The sequence below is a fragment of the Bacillus sp. C1 genome (assembly GCF_054570475.1).
Window position 1 is genome coordinate 11,991 of sequence record NZ_JBTMZT010000018.1, and the last position, 12,455, is coordinate 24,445.

Genomic DNA, 12,455 nt, shown 5'->3' on the forward strand with positions numbered 1-12,455 from the left:
ACCTCCTTTACTTATTATTTCTTTTTATTTGCTACTGTACGACGTGGACCTTTACGTGTACGAGCATTGTTTTTAGAGTTTTGACCACGAACTGGTAAACCACGACGGTGACGAAGACCACGGTAAGAACCGATCTCCATTAGACGTTTAATGTTAAGTGATACTTCACGACGAAGATCTCCCTCAACTTTAATACGATCGATGATATCACGGATACGTCCTAATTCGTCTTCCGTTAAATCACGAACTCGTGTTTCTTCAGAAACACCAGCTTCAGCAAGAATTTTTTCAGCAGTTGTGCGACCAATGCCGAATACGTAAGTTAAAGAAATAACAACGCGCTTGTCACGAGGAATATCTACACCTGCGATACGTGCCATTCTGAATGCACCTCCTTCTGATTAACCTTGTTTTTGTTTATGTTTAGGGTTTTCACAAATAACCATTACTTTTCCACGTCTACGAATAACTTTACATTTTTCGCAGATTGGTTTAACTGACGGTCTTACTTTCATGTCTCGAACCTCCTTAAAGATTACGGAGTGCTATATTATTTAAAACGGTACGTAATACGACCACGATTTAAATCGTACGGAGATAATTCTACCGTAACTTTGTCTCCTGGTAAAATACGAATGAAGTTCATACGGATTTTACCAGAAACGTGAGCCAATACGACATGCCCATTCTCTAATTCTACTTTGAACATAGCATTTGGCAACGTTTCAAGAACGGTACCTTCGACTTCAATTACATCATCTTTAGCCATTCAATAGTTCTCCCTTCTTCAAATCAGTAACATTTTACACTGTTCTGAAATACCGGAGAGCCAGCTACTTATAAAGTGGTAAGGATTTCGTATCCTGCTTCTGTAAGAGCAATCGTGTGCTCAAAATGGGCACACCATTTACCATCTACCGTTACCACTGTCCAGTCATCAGATAGTGTTTTTACATATCGTCTTCCTTGGTTCACCATCGGTTCAACACAGATGACCATTCCCGACTTTAATCTAGGACCTTTATTTGGCGGACCATAGTGCGGGATTTGTGGGTCCTCATGTAAGTCTTGCCCGATTCCGTGACCAACATACTCCCTAACGATCGAGAATCCATTGTCTTCAGCATACGTTTGAACCGCATGTGAGATATTCGATAATCTTTCGCCTGGTTTTACTTGTTCTAAACCAAGATACAACGATTTTTCTGTGACATCAAGTAGCTTTTGAACAGATTCAGAAATGTTTCCTACTGGATACGTCCATGCAGAATCTCCATGGTACCCATTGTATTTCGCACCAATATCGATACTGATGATATCGCCTTCTTGGAGCTTGCGCTTTCCTGGAATCCCATGTACAAGCTCTTCATTTACAGAAGCACAGATGCTTCCCGGAAATCCGTTGTATCCTTTAAAAGATGGCGTAGCACCATATTTTCGAATCGTCTTTTCCGCTATTTGATCGAGCTCTTTCGTTGTAATTCCTGGAGCAATATGCTTTTTCAACTCTTGATGAGTTAAAGCAACGATCCTGCCAGCTTCTCGCATGATTTCTATCTCGCGAGGAGTTTTGCAAATGATCATTACGCTAAGCCTCCGATGAGAACATCGATATCAGCAAATACTTTATTGATATCTTGCTCACCATTAATGCTTTGTAAGTAACCAAGCTCTTCATAGAAATCAAGCAAAGGTTTTGTTTGCTTAATATTTACCTCTAAACGATTCGCTACAGTTTCTTCATTGTCATCAGAACGTTGATATAATTCGCCACCACATTTATCGCACACATCAGTTTTTGCTGGTGGATTGAATTCTAAGTGGTAAGTCGCACCGCACTCTTTACAAATGCGACGGCCTGTAAGGCGTTTTAATAACAATCCTGAATCCACATTAATGTTTAAAACATAGTCGATTTTTTTGCCAAGATCTTTCATAATCTCTTCAAGAGCGGATGCTTGTGCAACTGTTCGTGGGAAGCCGTCTAATAAGAAGCCTTTTACGCAGTCCTCTTGACTTAAACGTTCACGAACGATTCCGATTGTAACTTCATCTGGAACAAGAGCACCTTTATCAATAAAGGATTTTGCTTGTAAACCAAGTTCAGTTTCAGTCTTCATAGCTGCACGGAACATATCTCCTGTTGAGATGTGAGGGATGTTATACTTGGCAACAATCTGTTCGGCTTGAGTACCTTTACCAGCACCAGGAAGCCCCATTAAAATTAAGTTCATCTTTGTTCCCCCTCATAATGAGCATGTAGGGAAGACATATCTTCCCACTTACTCACTGCTTGATAAACCCTTTGTAATGGCGTTTTACCAGTTGGCTTTCTAGCTGCTTCATTGTTTCTAAAGCAACGCCGACAACGATTAACATACTCGTTCCACCGATCTGTGCAGATGGAGGAAGATTTCCCAGCTTCGTAAAGATAACTGGTAAGATTGCAATCGCTGCTAGGAAAATAGATCCTACAAAGGTCAAACGATACAAGATTTTTGTTAGATATTGTTCTGTATTCTTACCCGGACGAATACCTGGAACATATCCACCTTGTTTGTTTAGATTCTCTGACATTTGTTCTGGATTAACCTGAACAAATGCATAGAAATATGTGAAGGCTACAATGAGCGCAACATATATAATCATTCCCACTGGGTGAGAATAGTTAAAGTTTTGGATAATCCACTGCGATATATCATGTTTCGGGAAGAACTGTGCAATAGTTGGAGGTGTAATTAAGAATGAGACAGCAAAAATTACTGGAATAACACCCGCACTATTTACCTTAAGCGGTAAATGTGTGTTTTGTGCTCCAGTATAACTGCCATTTCCTCCTGTTACACGCTTCGCATATTGAATTGGGATCTTTCTAACAGCTTGTTGAATGAAGATAACTCCAACAACAACTGCTAGCACAGCTAGTAAGATCAATGCAACTTTAACGATACTCATGAACAGTTGATCTCCGACATTTTGAAACTGTTGTTGATACACTTGAGATATTACACTTGGGATCGCCGCGGCAATACCACCAAAGATTAGGATGGAAATACCATTACCTACACCTTTAGCTGTAATTTGTTCACCTAACCACATTAAAAATGCAGTACCAGCAGTCAGTACCGTAGCAATGTATAAATAAGTGCCCCAACCTGGATTCAAAATTAACTGTCCACCTACCATACCGTTAAAACCGATCGACATACCAAACCCCTGAATAAACGCAAGAACAATTGTAAAGTAACGCGTGAATTGTGTTAATTTACGACGGCCCATTTCGCCTTGCTTCGACCATTCCGAAAATTTAGGAACAACATCCATCTGCAATAATTGCACGATGATGGATGCTGTAATATACGGCATGATTCCCATCGCGAAGATGGAGAAGTTTTTTAAAGCGCCACCGCCAAATGTATTTAGAATGCCTAATGCATTTAACTGATCTTGTGCTTTCAGTACGTCTCCATTTGTAAATGGCACTGGGATAAACGTGCCAATCCTGAATACGATTAACATCGCTAAAGTGAATAATATTTTACGTCTTATCTCAGCAACGCGCATAAAGTTGGAGATTGTACGAAACATTAGATCACCTCAACTGTTCCGCCAGCTGCTTCAATTGCTTCTTTAGCACTTGAAGAGAACTTGTGCGCTTTAACAGTTAGTTTTTTCTCAACTGCTCCGCTTGCAAGAACTTTAACACCATCGTTTAATTTGCTGATAACGCCAGTTTCCAGCAATAATTCAGGTGTTACTTCTGTACCATCTTCAAAACGGTTTAACGTTGTTAAGTTTACAATAGTAAACTCTTTACGGTTAATGTTTGTGAAGCCGCGTTTTGGTAAACGACGGAACAATGGAGTTTGACCACCTTCAAAGCCAAGACGAACACCGCCGCCAGAACGTGCGTTTTGTCCTTTATGACCTTTACCAGCAGTTTTACCGTTACCAGAACCGATACCGCGACCGACACGGTTACGTACTTTACGAGAACCTTCTGCAGGTTGTAATTCATGAAGTTTCATTCCCAGGCACCTCCTTATATTAATGAGTTATCCTTAAGCTTCTTTTACAGTTACAAGGTGAGAAACTTTGTTGATCATACCAAGAATAGCAGGAGTTTCTTCCTTAACTACAGTTGAATTCAACTTTTTAAGACCTAAAGCTTCTACCGTCGCACGTTGATCTTGTGGACGACCAATTACACTACGAGTGAGGGTAATTTCTAACTTTTTCGCCATTTGTTTTCCCTCCTTCTTAACCTAGTAGCTCTTCTACAGATTTACCGCGTAATTTTGCAACATCTTCAGCACGCTTAAGTTCGCTTAATCCGTTCACAGTAGCGCGAATCATGTTAATTGGTGTGTTAGAACCAAGAGATTTCGAAAGAATATCTTGTACACCAGCTAATTCAAGTACCGCACGAACTGGTCCACCAGCAATAACTCCAGTACCTTCTGCAGCAGGTTTTAAGAATACTTCACCAGCTCCAAAATGACCGTTGATTGTGTGTGGAATTGTTGTACCAACAAGTGGTACTGCGATTAAGTTTTTCTTAGCATCTTCGATAGCTTTGCGAATTGCATCTGGTACCTCTTGCGCTTTACCAGTACCGAATCCAACATGACCGTTTTTATCGCCAACTACAACAAGTGCAGCAAAGCGGAAACGACGACCACCCTTAACAACTTTCGCAACACGGTTTATCGTAACTACACGTTCTTCAAGTTCTAATTTACTTGGGTCAATGCGACGCATCAATTTTCCCTCCTTTGACCATTAAAATTGTAATCCAGCCTCACGAGCAGCTTCAGCTAGAGCTTTAACACGGCCATGGTATAAGTAACCACCGCGATCAAATACTACTTCTTTAACGCCTTTCTCTACAGCACGCTTAGCAACTGATTCTCCAACTTTCGTAGCAGCTTCAGTGTTGCTAGTACCGTTAAGAGCAAGGTCTTTATCAAGAGTAGATGCACTTACTAACGTTACACCATTTACATCATCAATAACTTGAGCGTAAATATGTTGATTAGAACGGAACACGTTTAAACGTGGACGTTCTGCAGTACCAGTAAGTTTAGCACGTACACGTGCATGTCTTTTCTTACGAGTCGCATTTTTATCAGCTTTAGTGATCATTCTTGTCACTCCTTTCTCTCACCTAACGGGTTTACTTAGCAGTTTTACCTTCTTTACGACGAACAACTTCGCCTTCGTAACGAATACCTTTGCCTTTATAAGGCTCTGGAGCACGGACAGCACGGATGTTAGCTGCAAATTCGCCAACACGTTGCTTGTCGATACCTTTGATTACGATTTTTGTTGGTGCAGGTACTTCAACTTCAAGGCCTGCTTCCGGAGTCATTTCTACTGGATGAGAGTAACCTACGCTTAATACAAGTTTGTTTCCTTGTTTTTGAGCACGGTAACCAACACCGACTAATTCAAGTCCGCGTGCGAAACCTGTAGTTACACCTTCAACCATGTTACCTAGTAAAGCACGAGTTGTACCGTGTAATGCACGGTGTTCCTTCTGTTCAGATGGACGCTCAACTGTTAGTGTATTTTCTTCAATTTTGATAGACATATCAGCATTGAATTTACGAGTTAATTCACCTTTAGGGCCTTTTACTGTTACAGTATTGTCTTCTGCTACTGTGATAGTCACACCTGCAGGGATTTCAAGAATCTTTTTACCAATACGAGACATGTGGTCACACCTCCGTTCGTTTAAATATATATTACCAAACGTATGCTACTACTTCTCCACCAGTTTGTAATTGACGAGCATCTTTGTCTGTCATTACTCCCTTAGATGTAGAAACAAGAGCGATACCTAATCCGTTAAGTACACGTGGTACTTCATCAGCTTTTGCGTAAACGCGTAAGCCAGGCTTACTGATACGTTTTAATCCAGTGATTACACGTTCGTTGTTTGCACCATATTTCAGGAAAATACGAAGGATACCTTGTTTGTTATCCTCGATGTATTCTACATCACGAATGAAACCTTCACGTTTTAAAAGTTCAGCAATTTCTTTTTTGATTTTAGAAGCAGGAACCTCTAATTTCTCATGACGTACCATGTTCGCATTACGGATGCGAGTAAGCATATCTGCAATTGGATCTGTCATCACCATGTGTTTTACCTCCTTCCCATTTGTGGGTTTTACCAACTAGCTTTTTTAACACCAGGAATTTGACCTTTATATGCAAGTTCACGGAAACAAATACGGCAAAGTTTAAATTTGCGGTATACAGAATGCGGACGACCGCAGCGTTCGCAACGTGTATACTCTTGCACTTTAAACTTAGGAGTACGCTTTTGTTTCGCAATCATAGATTTTTTAGCCACGTTTTCGCCTCCTCTACTTAGCGTTGGCTTCCATTATTTTTGGAATGGCATACCGAATTGTGTTAACAGTTCACGAGCTTCTTCATCAGTTTTCGCTGTAGTAACGATTACGATGTCCATACCGCGGACTTTGCTTACTTTATCATAATCAATCTCAGGGAAAATTAGCTGTTCTTTAACACCTAACGTGTAGTTACCACGACCGTCGAATGATTTCTTAGAAACACCACGGAAATCACGCACACGTGGTAAAGAAACTGATACTAATTTGTCGAAGAACTCATACATTTGCTCGCCGCGTAAAGTAACTTTCGCACCGATTGGCATACCTTCACGAAGACGGAAACCAGCGATCGATTTTTTAGCACGAGTTACAACAGGTTTTTGACCTGCGATTTGTGTTAATTCTTCTACTGCATTGTCTAAAGCTTTTGAGTTAGATACCGCGTCACCAACACCAGTGTTGATTACGATCTTTTCGATTTTCGGTACTTCCATCACAGATTTATAGTTAAACTTGCTCACTAGAGCAGGAGTAATTTCCTTTTGGAACTTCTCTTTAAGGCGATTCAATGAAGTGACCTCCTTTCATAAGAAAATTATTTATCTAATAATTCACCAGATTTTTTTGCAATACGAACTTTTTTACCATCTTCTACTTTGAAGCCTACGCGAGTAGGTTCACCTGTTTTCGGGTCTAATGCCATAACATTAGAAACGTGGATAGGTGCTTCTTTCGTAATAATTCCACCTTGTGGATTTAATTGAGATGGCTTAGAGTGCTTCTTAACGATGTTAACACCCTCAACGATAACACGGCTTTCTTTTGGAAAAGCAGCAAGGATAACGCCTTGTTTCCCTTTGTCTTTACCAGTGATTACCTGAACTTTATCACCTTTTTTTACATGCATCTTAATTCTGCACCTCCTTAGCAAGGCAATACCTTAAATTATAGAACTTCTGGAGCTAAAGAAACGATCTTCATGAAATTGCTATCGCGTAATTCACGAGCTACTGGTCCGAAGATACGAGTACCACGTGGGCTCTTATCGTCTTTAATGATAACCGCTGCGTTTTCATCAAAACGAATGTAAGAACCGTCTGTACGACGAGCACCGCTCTTTGTACGTACCACTACAGCTTTAACAACGTCACCTTTTTTAACAACGCCACCTGGTGTTGCTTGTTTTACCGTAGCAACGATAATATCACCAATGTTAGCATATTTACGACCAGAGCCGCCTAATACTTTGATTGTTAAAAGTTCACGTGCACCAGAGTTGTCAGCAACTTTCAAACGAGATTCTTGTTGGATCATGTTATGAAACCTCCCTTCGGACTAAAAATTCCGATTCGTCTATTTAGATAATAACCGCTTCTTCAACGATTTCAACTAAACGGAAACGCTTAGTAGCAGAAAGCGGGCGAGTTTCCATGATTTTTACGATATCGCCAACTTTTGCTTGGTTTTGCTCATCATGCGCTTTGTACTTCTTAGAATACTTAACGCGTTTTCCGTACAAGGAATGAGTTTTGTAAGTTTCAACTAAAACTGTAATCGTTTTGTCCATTTTGTCAGATACAACACGACCAGTATAAACTTTGCGTTGGTTACGTTCGCTCACTTTGCAAACCTCCCCTCAATTTATCGATTAATTCCGATCTCTCTTTCACGAACTACAGTTTTCATACGAGCGATCGCTTTACGCACTTCACGAATGCGAGTTGGGTTCTCTAATTGTCCTGTAGCAAGTTGGAAGCGAAGATTAAACAACTCTTCCTTTAAAGCTTTAACTTTTGTTTCGATTTCGGCAGTGGTTAATTCACGAATATCATTAGTTTTCATTAGATTCACCACCATTTTCTTCACGTTTTACGAATTTACATTTCACTGGTAACTTGTGAGCTGCAAGACGTAATGCTTCGCGTGCTACCTCTTCAGATACACCCGCGATTTCGAACATAATTTTCCCAGGTTTTACTACTGCTACCCAGCCTTCTGGTGCCCCTTTACCGGAACCCATACGTACTTCTAAAGGTTTTGCAGTGTAAGGTTTAGAAGGGAAAATTTTAATCCATACTTTACCGCCACGTTTCATATAACGAGTCATTGCACGACGAGCTGCTTCGATTTGACGGTTAGTGATCCATGAAGCTGCTTGAGCTTGTAGACCAAATTCACCAAAAGCGATTTCAGCGCCACCTTTTGCACGGCCACGCATTTTACCACGATGTTCTCTACGATATTTTACGCGTTTAGGCATTAACATATTATTTTCCTCCTTCCTCAGAAGCTTTCTTTTTTGTAGGAAGGACTTCTCCACGGTAGATCCATACTTTTACGCCTAATTTACCGTATGTTGTATCAGCTTCAACTGCTGCATAGTCAATATCAGCGCGAAGTGTATGAAGTGGAACAGTTCCTTCACTGTAAGATTCTGCACGAGCGATATCTGCTCCGCCAAGACGACCAGAAACCTGTGTTTTAATACCTTTAGCACCTGCACGCATAGCACGTTGAATTACTTGCTTTTGTGCGCGACGGAAAGATACGCGGTTTTCTAATTGACGAGCGATATTTTCGCCTACTAATTTAGCGTTAAGATCAGCTCTCTTAACTTCTAAAATATTGATGTGTACACGCTTGCCTGTTAATTGGTTAAGAGCTTTACGAAGTGCTTCAACTTCTGTACCACCTTTACCAATTACCATACCAGGTTTTGCAGTGTGAATTGTAACATTTACACGATTTGCTGCACGTTCGATTTCTACTTTAGCAACAGCAGAATCTTTTAAGCGTACAGTAATATACTCACGGATTTTGATGTCTTCATGTAATAGTGTAGCGTAATCTTTTTCAGCGAACCAACGAGATTCCCAATCACGGATAACACCGACACGAAGACCAATTGGATTAACCTTCTGACCCATCGATTATCCCTCCTTTTTTTCTGATACCACAACTGTAATGTGGCTTGTGCGTTTGTTAATTTGGCTTGCACGACCCATTGCACGTGGACGGAAACGTTTCAACGTTGGACCTTCGTCAACGAAAACTGTTTCAACAACTAAGTTGTTAATGTCCATTTCGTAATTATGCTCTGCATTTGCGATTGCAGATTTTAAAACCTTTTCTACAACTGGAGAAGCAGTTTTTGGTGTGTGGTTAAGGATAGCGATCGCTTCACCCACTTGCTTACCTCGGATTAAGTCTACAACTAAACGAACTTTACGAGGAGCAATACGAACTGTTCTCGCTACTGCTTTAGCTTGCATTGAAGTGCCTCCTCTCATTATCTTCTAGTTTTCTTATCGTCAGCAAGGTGACCTTTGTACGTACGAGTTGGTGCGAATTCACCTAACTTATGGCCAACCATGTCCTCAGTGATGTACACAGGTACGTGTTTACGACCATCATATACAGCAATCGTGTGACCGATGAACTGAGGGAAGATTGTTGAACGGCGAGACCAAGTTTTAACAACTTGTTTTTGCTCAGATGCAACTAATTTTTCCATTTTACTCATTAAGTGATCATCGACAAATGGTCCTTTTTTTAAGCTACGAGCCATTTTGGTGCCTCCCTTCGTGATTGGCGTACGGTTCTAGAAGTGAACCGTACTACAATCCCATTATTTTTTACGACGACGAACGATAAATTTATCAGACGCTTTGTTTTTCTTACGAGTCTTGAATCCAAGAGTTGGTTTACCCCATGGAGACATTGGAGACTTACGTCCGATTGGAGAGCGACCTTCACCACCACCGTGTGGGTGATCAACTGGGTTCATTACAGAACCACGAACTGTTGGGCGCTTACCTAACCAGCGAGAGCGACCTGCTTTACCGATTTTGATAAGTTCATGATGTTCGTTACCTACTTGACCGATTGTAGCACGACAAGCAGACAATACTAGGCGTACTTCACCAGAAGTTAAACGTACAAGTACGTATTTACCTTCTTTACCAAGTACTTGAGCAGATGTACCAGCAGAACGAACTAATTGTCCGCCACGACCAGGTTTAAGCTCAATATTGTGAACAACAGTACCTACTGGAATGTTGATTAATGGTAATGCATTACCGATCTTAATGTCAGCTTCTGGGCCAGACATAACTTCCATACCTACTTCTAAAGTTTTAGGAGCAAGAATGTAACGTTTTTCACCGTCAACGTAGTTAATTAATGCGATATTCGCAGAGCGGTTTGGATCGTATTCGATCGTAGCAACGCGTCCTGGAATTCCATCTTTATTACGTTTGAAGTCGATGATACGGTATTGACGCTTATGTCCGCCACCTTGGTGACGTACAGTAATTTTACCTTGGTTATTACGACCAGCCTTTTTGCTTAAAGGCGCAAGTAAAGATTTTTCCGGTCTGTCAGTAGTGATTTCAGCGAAATCATTTGTTGTCATGTTACGACGACCGTTAGTAGTTGGTTTATACTTCTTAATTGCCATCTCAATTTCCCTCCTTCTTTAGTAAGAATTAAACACCTTGGAAGATTTCGATTTCTTTGCTGTCAGCAGTTAGCTTAACGATTGCTTTACGACGACGGTTAGTAAAACCAGCGTGGCGACCAACGCGTTTTGCTTTCGGCTTGTAGTTCATGATGTTCACTTTTTCTACATTAACACCAAAGATCGCTTCTACAGCGTCTTTAACTTCTGTTTTATTAGATTTAACGTCCACATCGAACGTGTATTTTTTTTCAGCCATCATTTCCATAGTACGTTCAGTGATAACTGGGCGCTTAATGATATCACGAGGATCTCTCATTATGCAAGCACCTCCTCTACTTTTTCCACTGCCGCTTTTGTCATGATTAGCTTATCATGATGAAGCACGTCTAAAACGTTTACGCCATCAGCAGTGATTACTGTTACTCCAGGAATGTTGCGAGCAGATAACTCTACAGCTTCGTTTGCATCAGCAGTTACGATAAGAGCTTTCTTCTCAACAGTTAATCCTTTAAGTACTGCTACCATGTCTTTTGTTTTTGGTGCATTTAACACTAGGTCTTCAAGAACTACAATGTTGTTCTCAACTACTTTAGTAGCTAATGCAGATTTAATAGCTAAGCGACGAACTTTCTTAGGAAGTTTGTATGCATAGCTTCTTGGTGTAGGTCCGAATACCGTACCACCACCACGCCATTGAGGAGAACGGATAGAACCTTGACGAGCACGTCCAGTTCCTTTTTGACGCCATGGTTTACGACCACCACCGCGCACTTCAGAGCGAGTTTTTACTTTATGTGTACCTTGACGTAAAGATGCACGTTGCATCATTACAGCTTCAAATAGTACAGCTTCATTTGGTTCGATACCGAAAATAGCTTCAGCTAATTCGATTTCACCAACCTGTGAACCAGTTTGGTTATATACAGTAACTTTTGGCATTGGAATTCCTCCTTCCTATTGTGAATTATTTACTAGCCTTCACAGCGCCTTGAACAACTACAAGAGATTTCTTAGCACCTGGAACGTTACCTTTAACTAATAATAAGTTGCGTTCAACGTCAACTTGAACGATTTCTAAGTTTTGAACCGTAACTTGGTCTCCACCCATACGTCCAGCAAGTTTTTTGCCTTTGAATACGCGGTTCGGAGCAACTGGGCCCATTGAACCAGGACGACGGTGATAACGAGAACCGTGAGACATAGGTCCGCGAGATTGTCCGTGGCGTTTAATAGCACCTTGGAAACCTTTACCTTTAGAAATTCCTGTTACGTCAACGATTTCACCTGCAGTGAAAACTTCAACTTTTACCTCTTGACCAACCTCTAATCCGTCCACGTCTGCATCGCGGATTTCGCGAATGAAGCGCTTAGGAGCAGTAGTTGCTTTAGCAACGTGACCTTGTTCAGGTTTGTTAGCTAATTTTTCACGTTTGTCGTCAAATCCTAACTGGATTGCATTGTAGCCATCAGTTTCAGTTGTTTTCTTTTGAAGAACAACGTTTGGAGTTGATTCGATTACCGTTACAGGGATTAGCTCACCGTTTTCAGCAAATACTTGAGTCATACCGATCTTTCTTCCTAAGATTCCTTTGGTCATGAGTTACACCTCCTACATTTTTAAGTTATAT

26 protein-coding genes are annotated in these 12,455 nt (G+C 40.8%); all 26 read right to left on the reverse strand.

From position 1 onward, the window contains the following. Positions 1 to 14 precede the first annotated feature (14 nt). Positions 15 to 380, reverse strand: coding sequence for a 30S ribosomal protein S13 (gene rpsM, locus ACX5JI_RS24895; RefSeq protein ID WP_000090789.1), 366 nt, complete (start codon positions 378 to 380; stop codon positions 15 to 17). Between the two features lie 21 nt (positions 381 to 401). Continuing rightward, entirely contained in the window at positions 402 to 515 is a 114-nt protein-coding gene (rpmJ, locus tag ACX5JI_RS24900) for a 50S ribosomal protein L36 (RefSeq protein WP_000868344.1), read from the reverse strand. Positions 516 to 550: 35 nt separating this feature from the next. After that, positions 551 to 769, reverse strand: a complete 219-nt coding sequence (gene infA / locus ACX5JI_RS24905) for a translation initiation factor IF-1 (RefSeq protein ID WP_001029884.1) — start codon at positions 767 to 769, stop codon at positions 551 to 553. A 68-nt stretch (positions 770 to 837) separates the two neighbouring features. After that, on the reverse strand, positions 838 to 1,584 hold the full coding sequence (map, locus tag ACX5JI_RS24910; RefSeq protein WP_459503664.1) for a type I methionyl aminopeptidase: 747 nt from the start codon (positions 1,582 to 1,584) through the stop codon (positions 838 to 840). After that, a complete protein-coding gene (locus tag ACX5JI_RS24915) occupies positions 1,584 to 2,234 on the reverse strand; it encodes an adenylate kinase (RefSeq protein WP_459503665.1) in 651 nt (216 codons plus the stop codon). The genes map and ACX5JI_RS24915 overlap by 1 nt, the downstream gene beginning before the upstream one ends. A gap of 52 nt (positions 2,235 to 2,286) precedes the next feature. Then, positions 2,287 to 3,588, reverse strand: coding sequence for a preprotein translocase subunit SecY (secY, locus tag ACX5JI_RS24920; RefSeq protein WP_459503666.1), 1,302 nt, complete (start codon positions 3,586 to 3,588; stop codon positions 2,287 to 2,289). Then, positions 3,588 to 4,028, reverse strand: a complete 441-nt coding sequence (gene rplO, locus ACX5JI_RS24925; RefSeq protein WP_459503667.1) for a 50S ribosomal protein L15 — start codon at positions 4,026 to 4,028, stop codon at positions 3,588 to 3,590. Before rplO ends, secY begins: the two co-directional genes overlap by 1 nt. A 33-nt stretch (positions 4,029 to 4,061) precedes the next feature. Beyond that, complete coding sequence (gene rpmD / locus ACX5JI_RS24930) at positions 4,062 to 4,244, reverse strand: 50S ribosomal protein L30 (protein WP_001085234.1); 183 nt, start codon at positions 4,242 to 4,244, stop codon at positions 4,062 to 4,064. A gap of 16 nt (positions 4,245 to 4,260) precedes the next feature. Beyond that, positions 4,261 to 4,761: a 30S ribosomal protein S5 gene (rpsE, locus tag ACX5JI_RS24935; RefSeq protein ID WP_459503668.1), complete on the reverse strand. Its 501-nt coding sequence runs from the start codon at positions 4,759 to 4,761 to the stop codon at positions 4,261 to 4,263. Between the two features lie 21 nt (positions 4,762 to 4,782). Next, complete coding sequence (gene rplR, locus ACX5JI_RS24940) at positions 4,783 to 5,145, reverse strand: 50S ribosomal protein L18 (RefSeq protein WP_000628818.1); 363 nt, start codon at positions 5,143 to 5,145, stop codon at positions 4,783 to 4,785. Between the two features lie 31 nt (positions 5,146 to 5,176). Continuing rightward, the gene (rplF, locus tag ACX5JI_RS24945) at positions 5,177 to 5,716 is read right to left on the reverse strand and encodes a 50S ribosomal protein L6 (RefSeq protein WP_459503669.1); all 540 of its coding nucleotides are present in this window, start codon (positions 5,714 to 5,716) and stop codon (positions 5,177 to 5,179) included. A gap of 31 nt (positions 5,717 to 5,747) precedes the next feature. Next, positions 5,748 to 6,146, reverse strand: a complete 399-nt coding sequence (gene rpsH / locus ACX5JI_RS24950; RefSeq protein ID WP_000245511.1) for a 30S ribosomal protein S8 — start codon at positions 6,144 to 6,146, stop codon at positions 5,748 to 5,750. Positions 6,147 to 6,175: 29 nt separating this feature from the next. Next, a complete protein-coding gene (rpsN, locus tag ACX5JI_RS24955; RefSeq protein WP_001085700.1) occupies positions 6,176 to 6,361 on the reverse strand; it encodes a 30S ribosomal protein S14 in 186 nt (61 codons plus the stop codon). A 33-nt stretch (positions 6,362 to 6,394) separates the two neighbouring features. Further along, complete coding sequence (gene rplE, locus ACX5JI_RS24960; RefSeq protein ID WP_001080829.1) at positions 6,395 to 6,934, reverse strand: 50S ribosomal protein L5; 540 nt, start codon at positions 6,932 to 6,934, stop codon at positions 6,395 to 6,397. A gap of 26 nt (positions 6,935 to 6,960) precedes the next feature. Beyond that, positions 6,961 to 7,272: a 50S ribosomal protein L24 gene (rplX, locus tag ACX5JI_RS24965; RefSeq protein WP_033677169.1), complete on the reverse strand. Its 312-nt coding sequence runs from the start codon at positions 7,270 to 7,272 to the stop codon at positions 6,961 to 6,963. 38 nt (positions 7,273 to 7,310) lie between these two features. After that, on the reverse strand, positions 7,311 to 7,679 hold the full coding sequence (gene rplN, locus ACX5JI_RS24970; RefSeq protein WP_033677171.1) for a 50S ribosomal protein L14: 369 nt from the start codon (positions 7,677 to 7,679) through the stop codon (positions 7,311 to 7,313). 43 nt (positions 7,680 to 7,722) lie between these two features. Further along, positions 7,723 to 7,986: a 30S ribosomal protein S17 gene (gene rpsQ / locus ACX5JI_RS24975; protein WP_011983253.1), complete on the reverse strand. Its 264-nt coding sequence runs from the start codon at positions 7,984 to 7,986 to the stop codon at positions 7,723 to 7,725. Between the two features lie 20 nt (positions 7,987 to 8,006). Then, the gene (gene rpmC / locus ACX5JI_RS24980) at positions 8,007 to 8,207 is read right to left on the reverse strand and encodes a 50S ribosomal protein L29 (RefSeq protein ID WP_000855718.1); all 201 of its coding nucleotides are present in this window, start codon (positions 8,205 to 8,207) and stop codon (positions 8,007 to 8,009) included. Next, positions 8,197 to 8,631: a 50S ribosomal protein L16 gene (rplP, locus tag ACX5JI_RS24985; RefSeq protein ID WP_016116953.1), complete on the reverse strand. Its 435-nt coding sequence runs from the start codon at positions 8,629 to 8,631 to the stop codon at positions 8,197 to 8,199. Before rplP ends, rpmC begins: the two co-directional genes overlap by 11 nt. 1 nt (position 8,632) lies before the next feature. Further along, entirely contained in the window at positions 8,633 to 9,292 is a 660-nt protein-coding gene (gene rpsC / locus ACX5JI_RS24990; protein WP_000529958.1) for a 30S ribosomal protein S3, read from the reverse strand. A gap of 3 nt (positions 9,293 to 9,295) precedes the next feature. Then, the gene (gene rplV, locus ACX5JI_RS24995; RefSeq protein WP_003194358.1) at positions 9,296 to 9,637 is read right to left on the reverse strand and encodes a 50S ribosomal protein L22; all 342 of its coding nucleotides are present in this window, start codon (positions 9,635 to 9,637) and stop codon (positions 9,296 to 9,298) included. Between the two features lie 17 nt (positions 9,638 to 9,654). Then, the gene (rpsS, locus tag ACX5JI_RS25000; RefSeq protein WP_000124454.1) at positions 9,655 to 9,933 is read right to left on the reverse strand and encodes a 30S ribosomal protein S19; all 279 of its coding nucleotides are present in this window, start codon (positions 9,931 to 9,933) and stop codon (positions 9,655 to 9,657) included. Positions 9,934 to 9,993: 60 nt separating this feature from the next. Further along, complete coding sequence (gene rplB / locus ACX5JI_RS25005) at positions 9,994 to 10,824, reverse strand: 50S ribosomal protein L2 (protein WP_459503674.1); 831 nt, start codon at positions 10,822 to 10,824, stop codon at positions 9,994 to 9,996. A 28-nt stretch (positions 10,825 to 10,852) separates the two neighbouring features. Next, positions 10,853 to 11,143, reverse strand: coding sequence for a 50S ribosomal protein L23 (rplW, locus tag ACX5JI_RS25010; RefSeq protein ID WP_459503675.1), 291 nt, complete (start codon positions 11,141 to 11,143; stop codon positions 10,853 to 10,855). Beyond that, positions 11,143 to 11,766, reverse strand: a complete 624-nt coding sequence (rplD, locus tag ACX5JI_RS25015) for a 50S ribosomal protein L4 (protein WP_003194351.1) — start codon at positions 11,764 to 11,766, stop codon at positions 11,143 to 11,145. The genes rplW and rplD overlap by 1 nt, the downstream gene beginning before the upstream one ends. A 25-nt stretch (positions 11,767 to 11,791) precedes the next feature. Then, a complete protein-coding gene (gene rplC, locus ACX5JI_RS25020) occupies positions 11,792 to 12,424 on the reverse strand; it encodes a 50S ribosomal protein L3 (protein ID WP_459503677.1) in 633 nt (210 codons plus the stop codon). Positions 12,425 to 12,455: the final 31 nt, after the last annotated feature.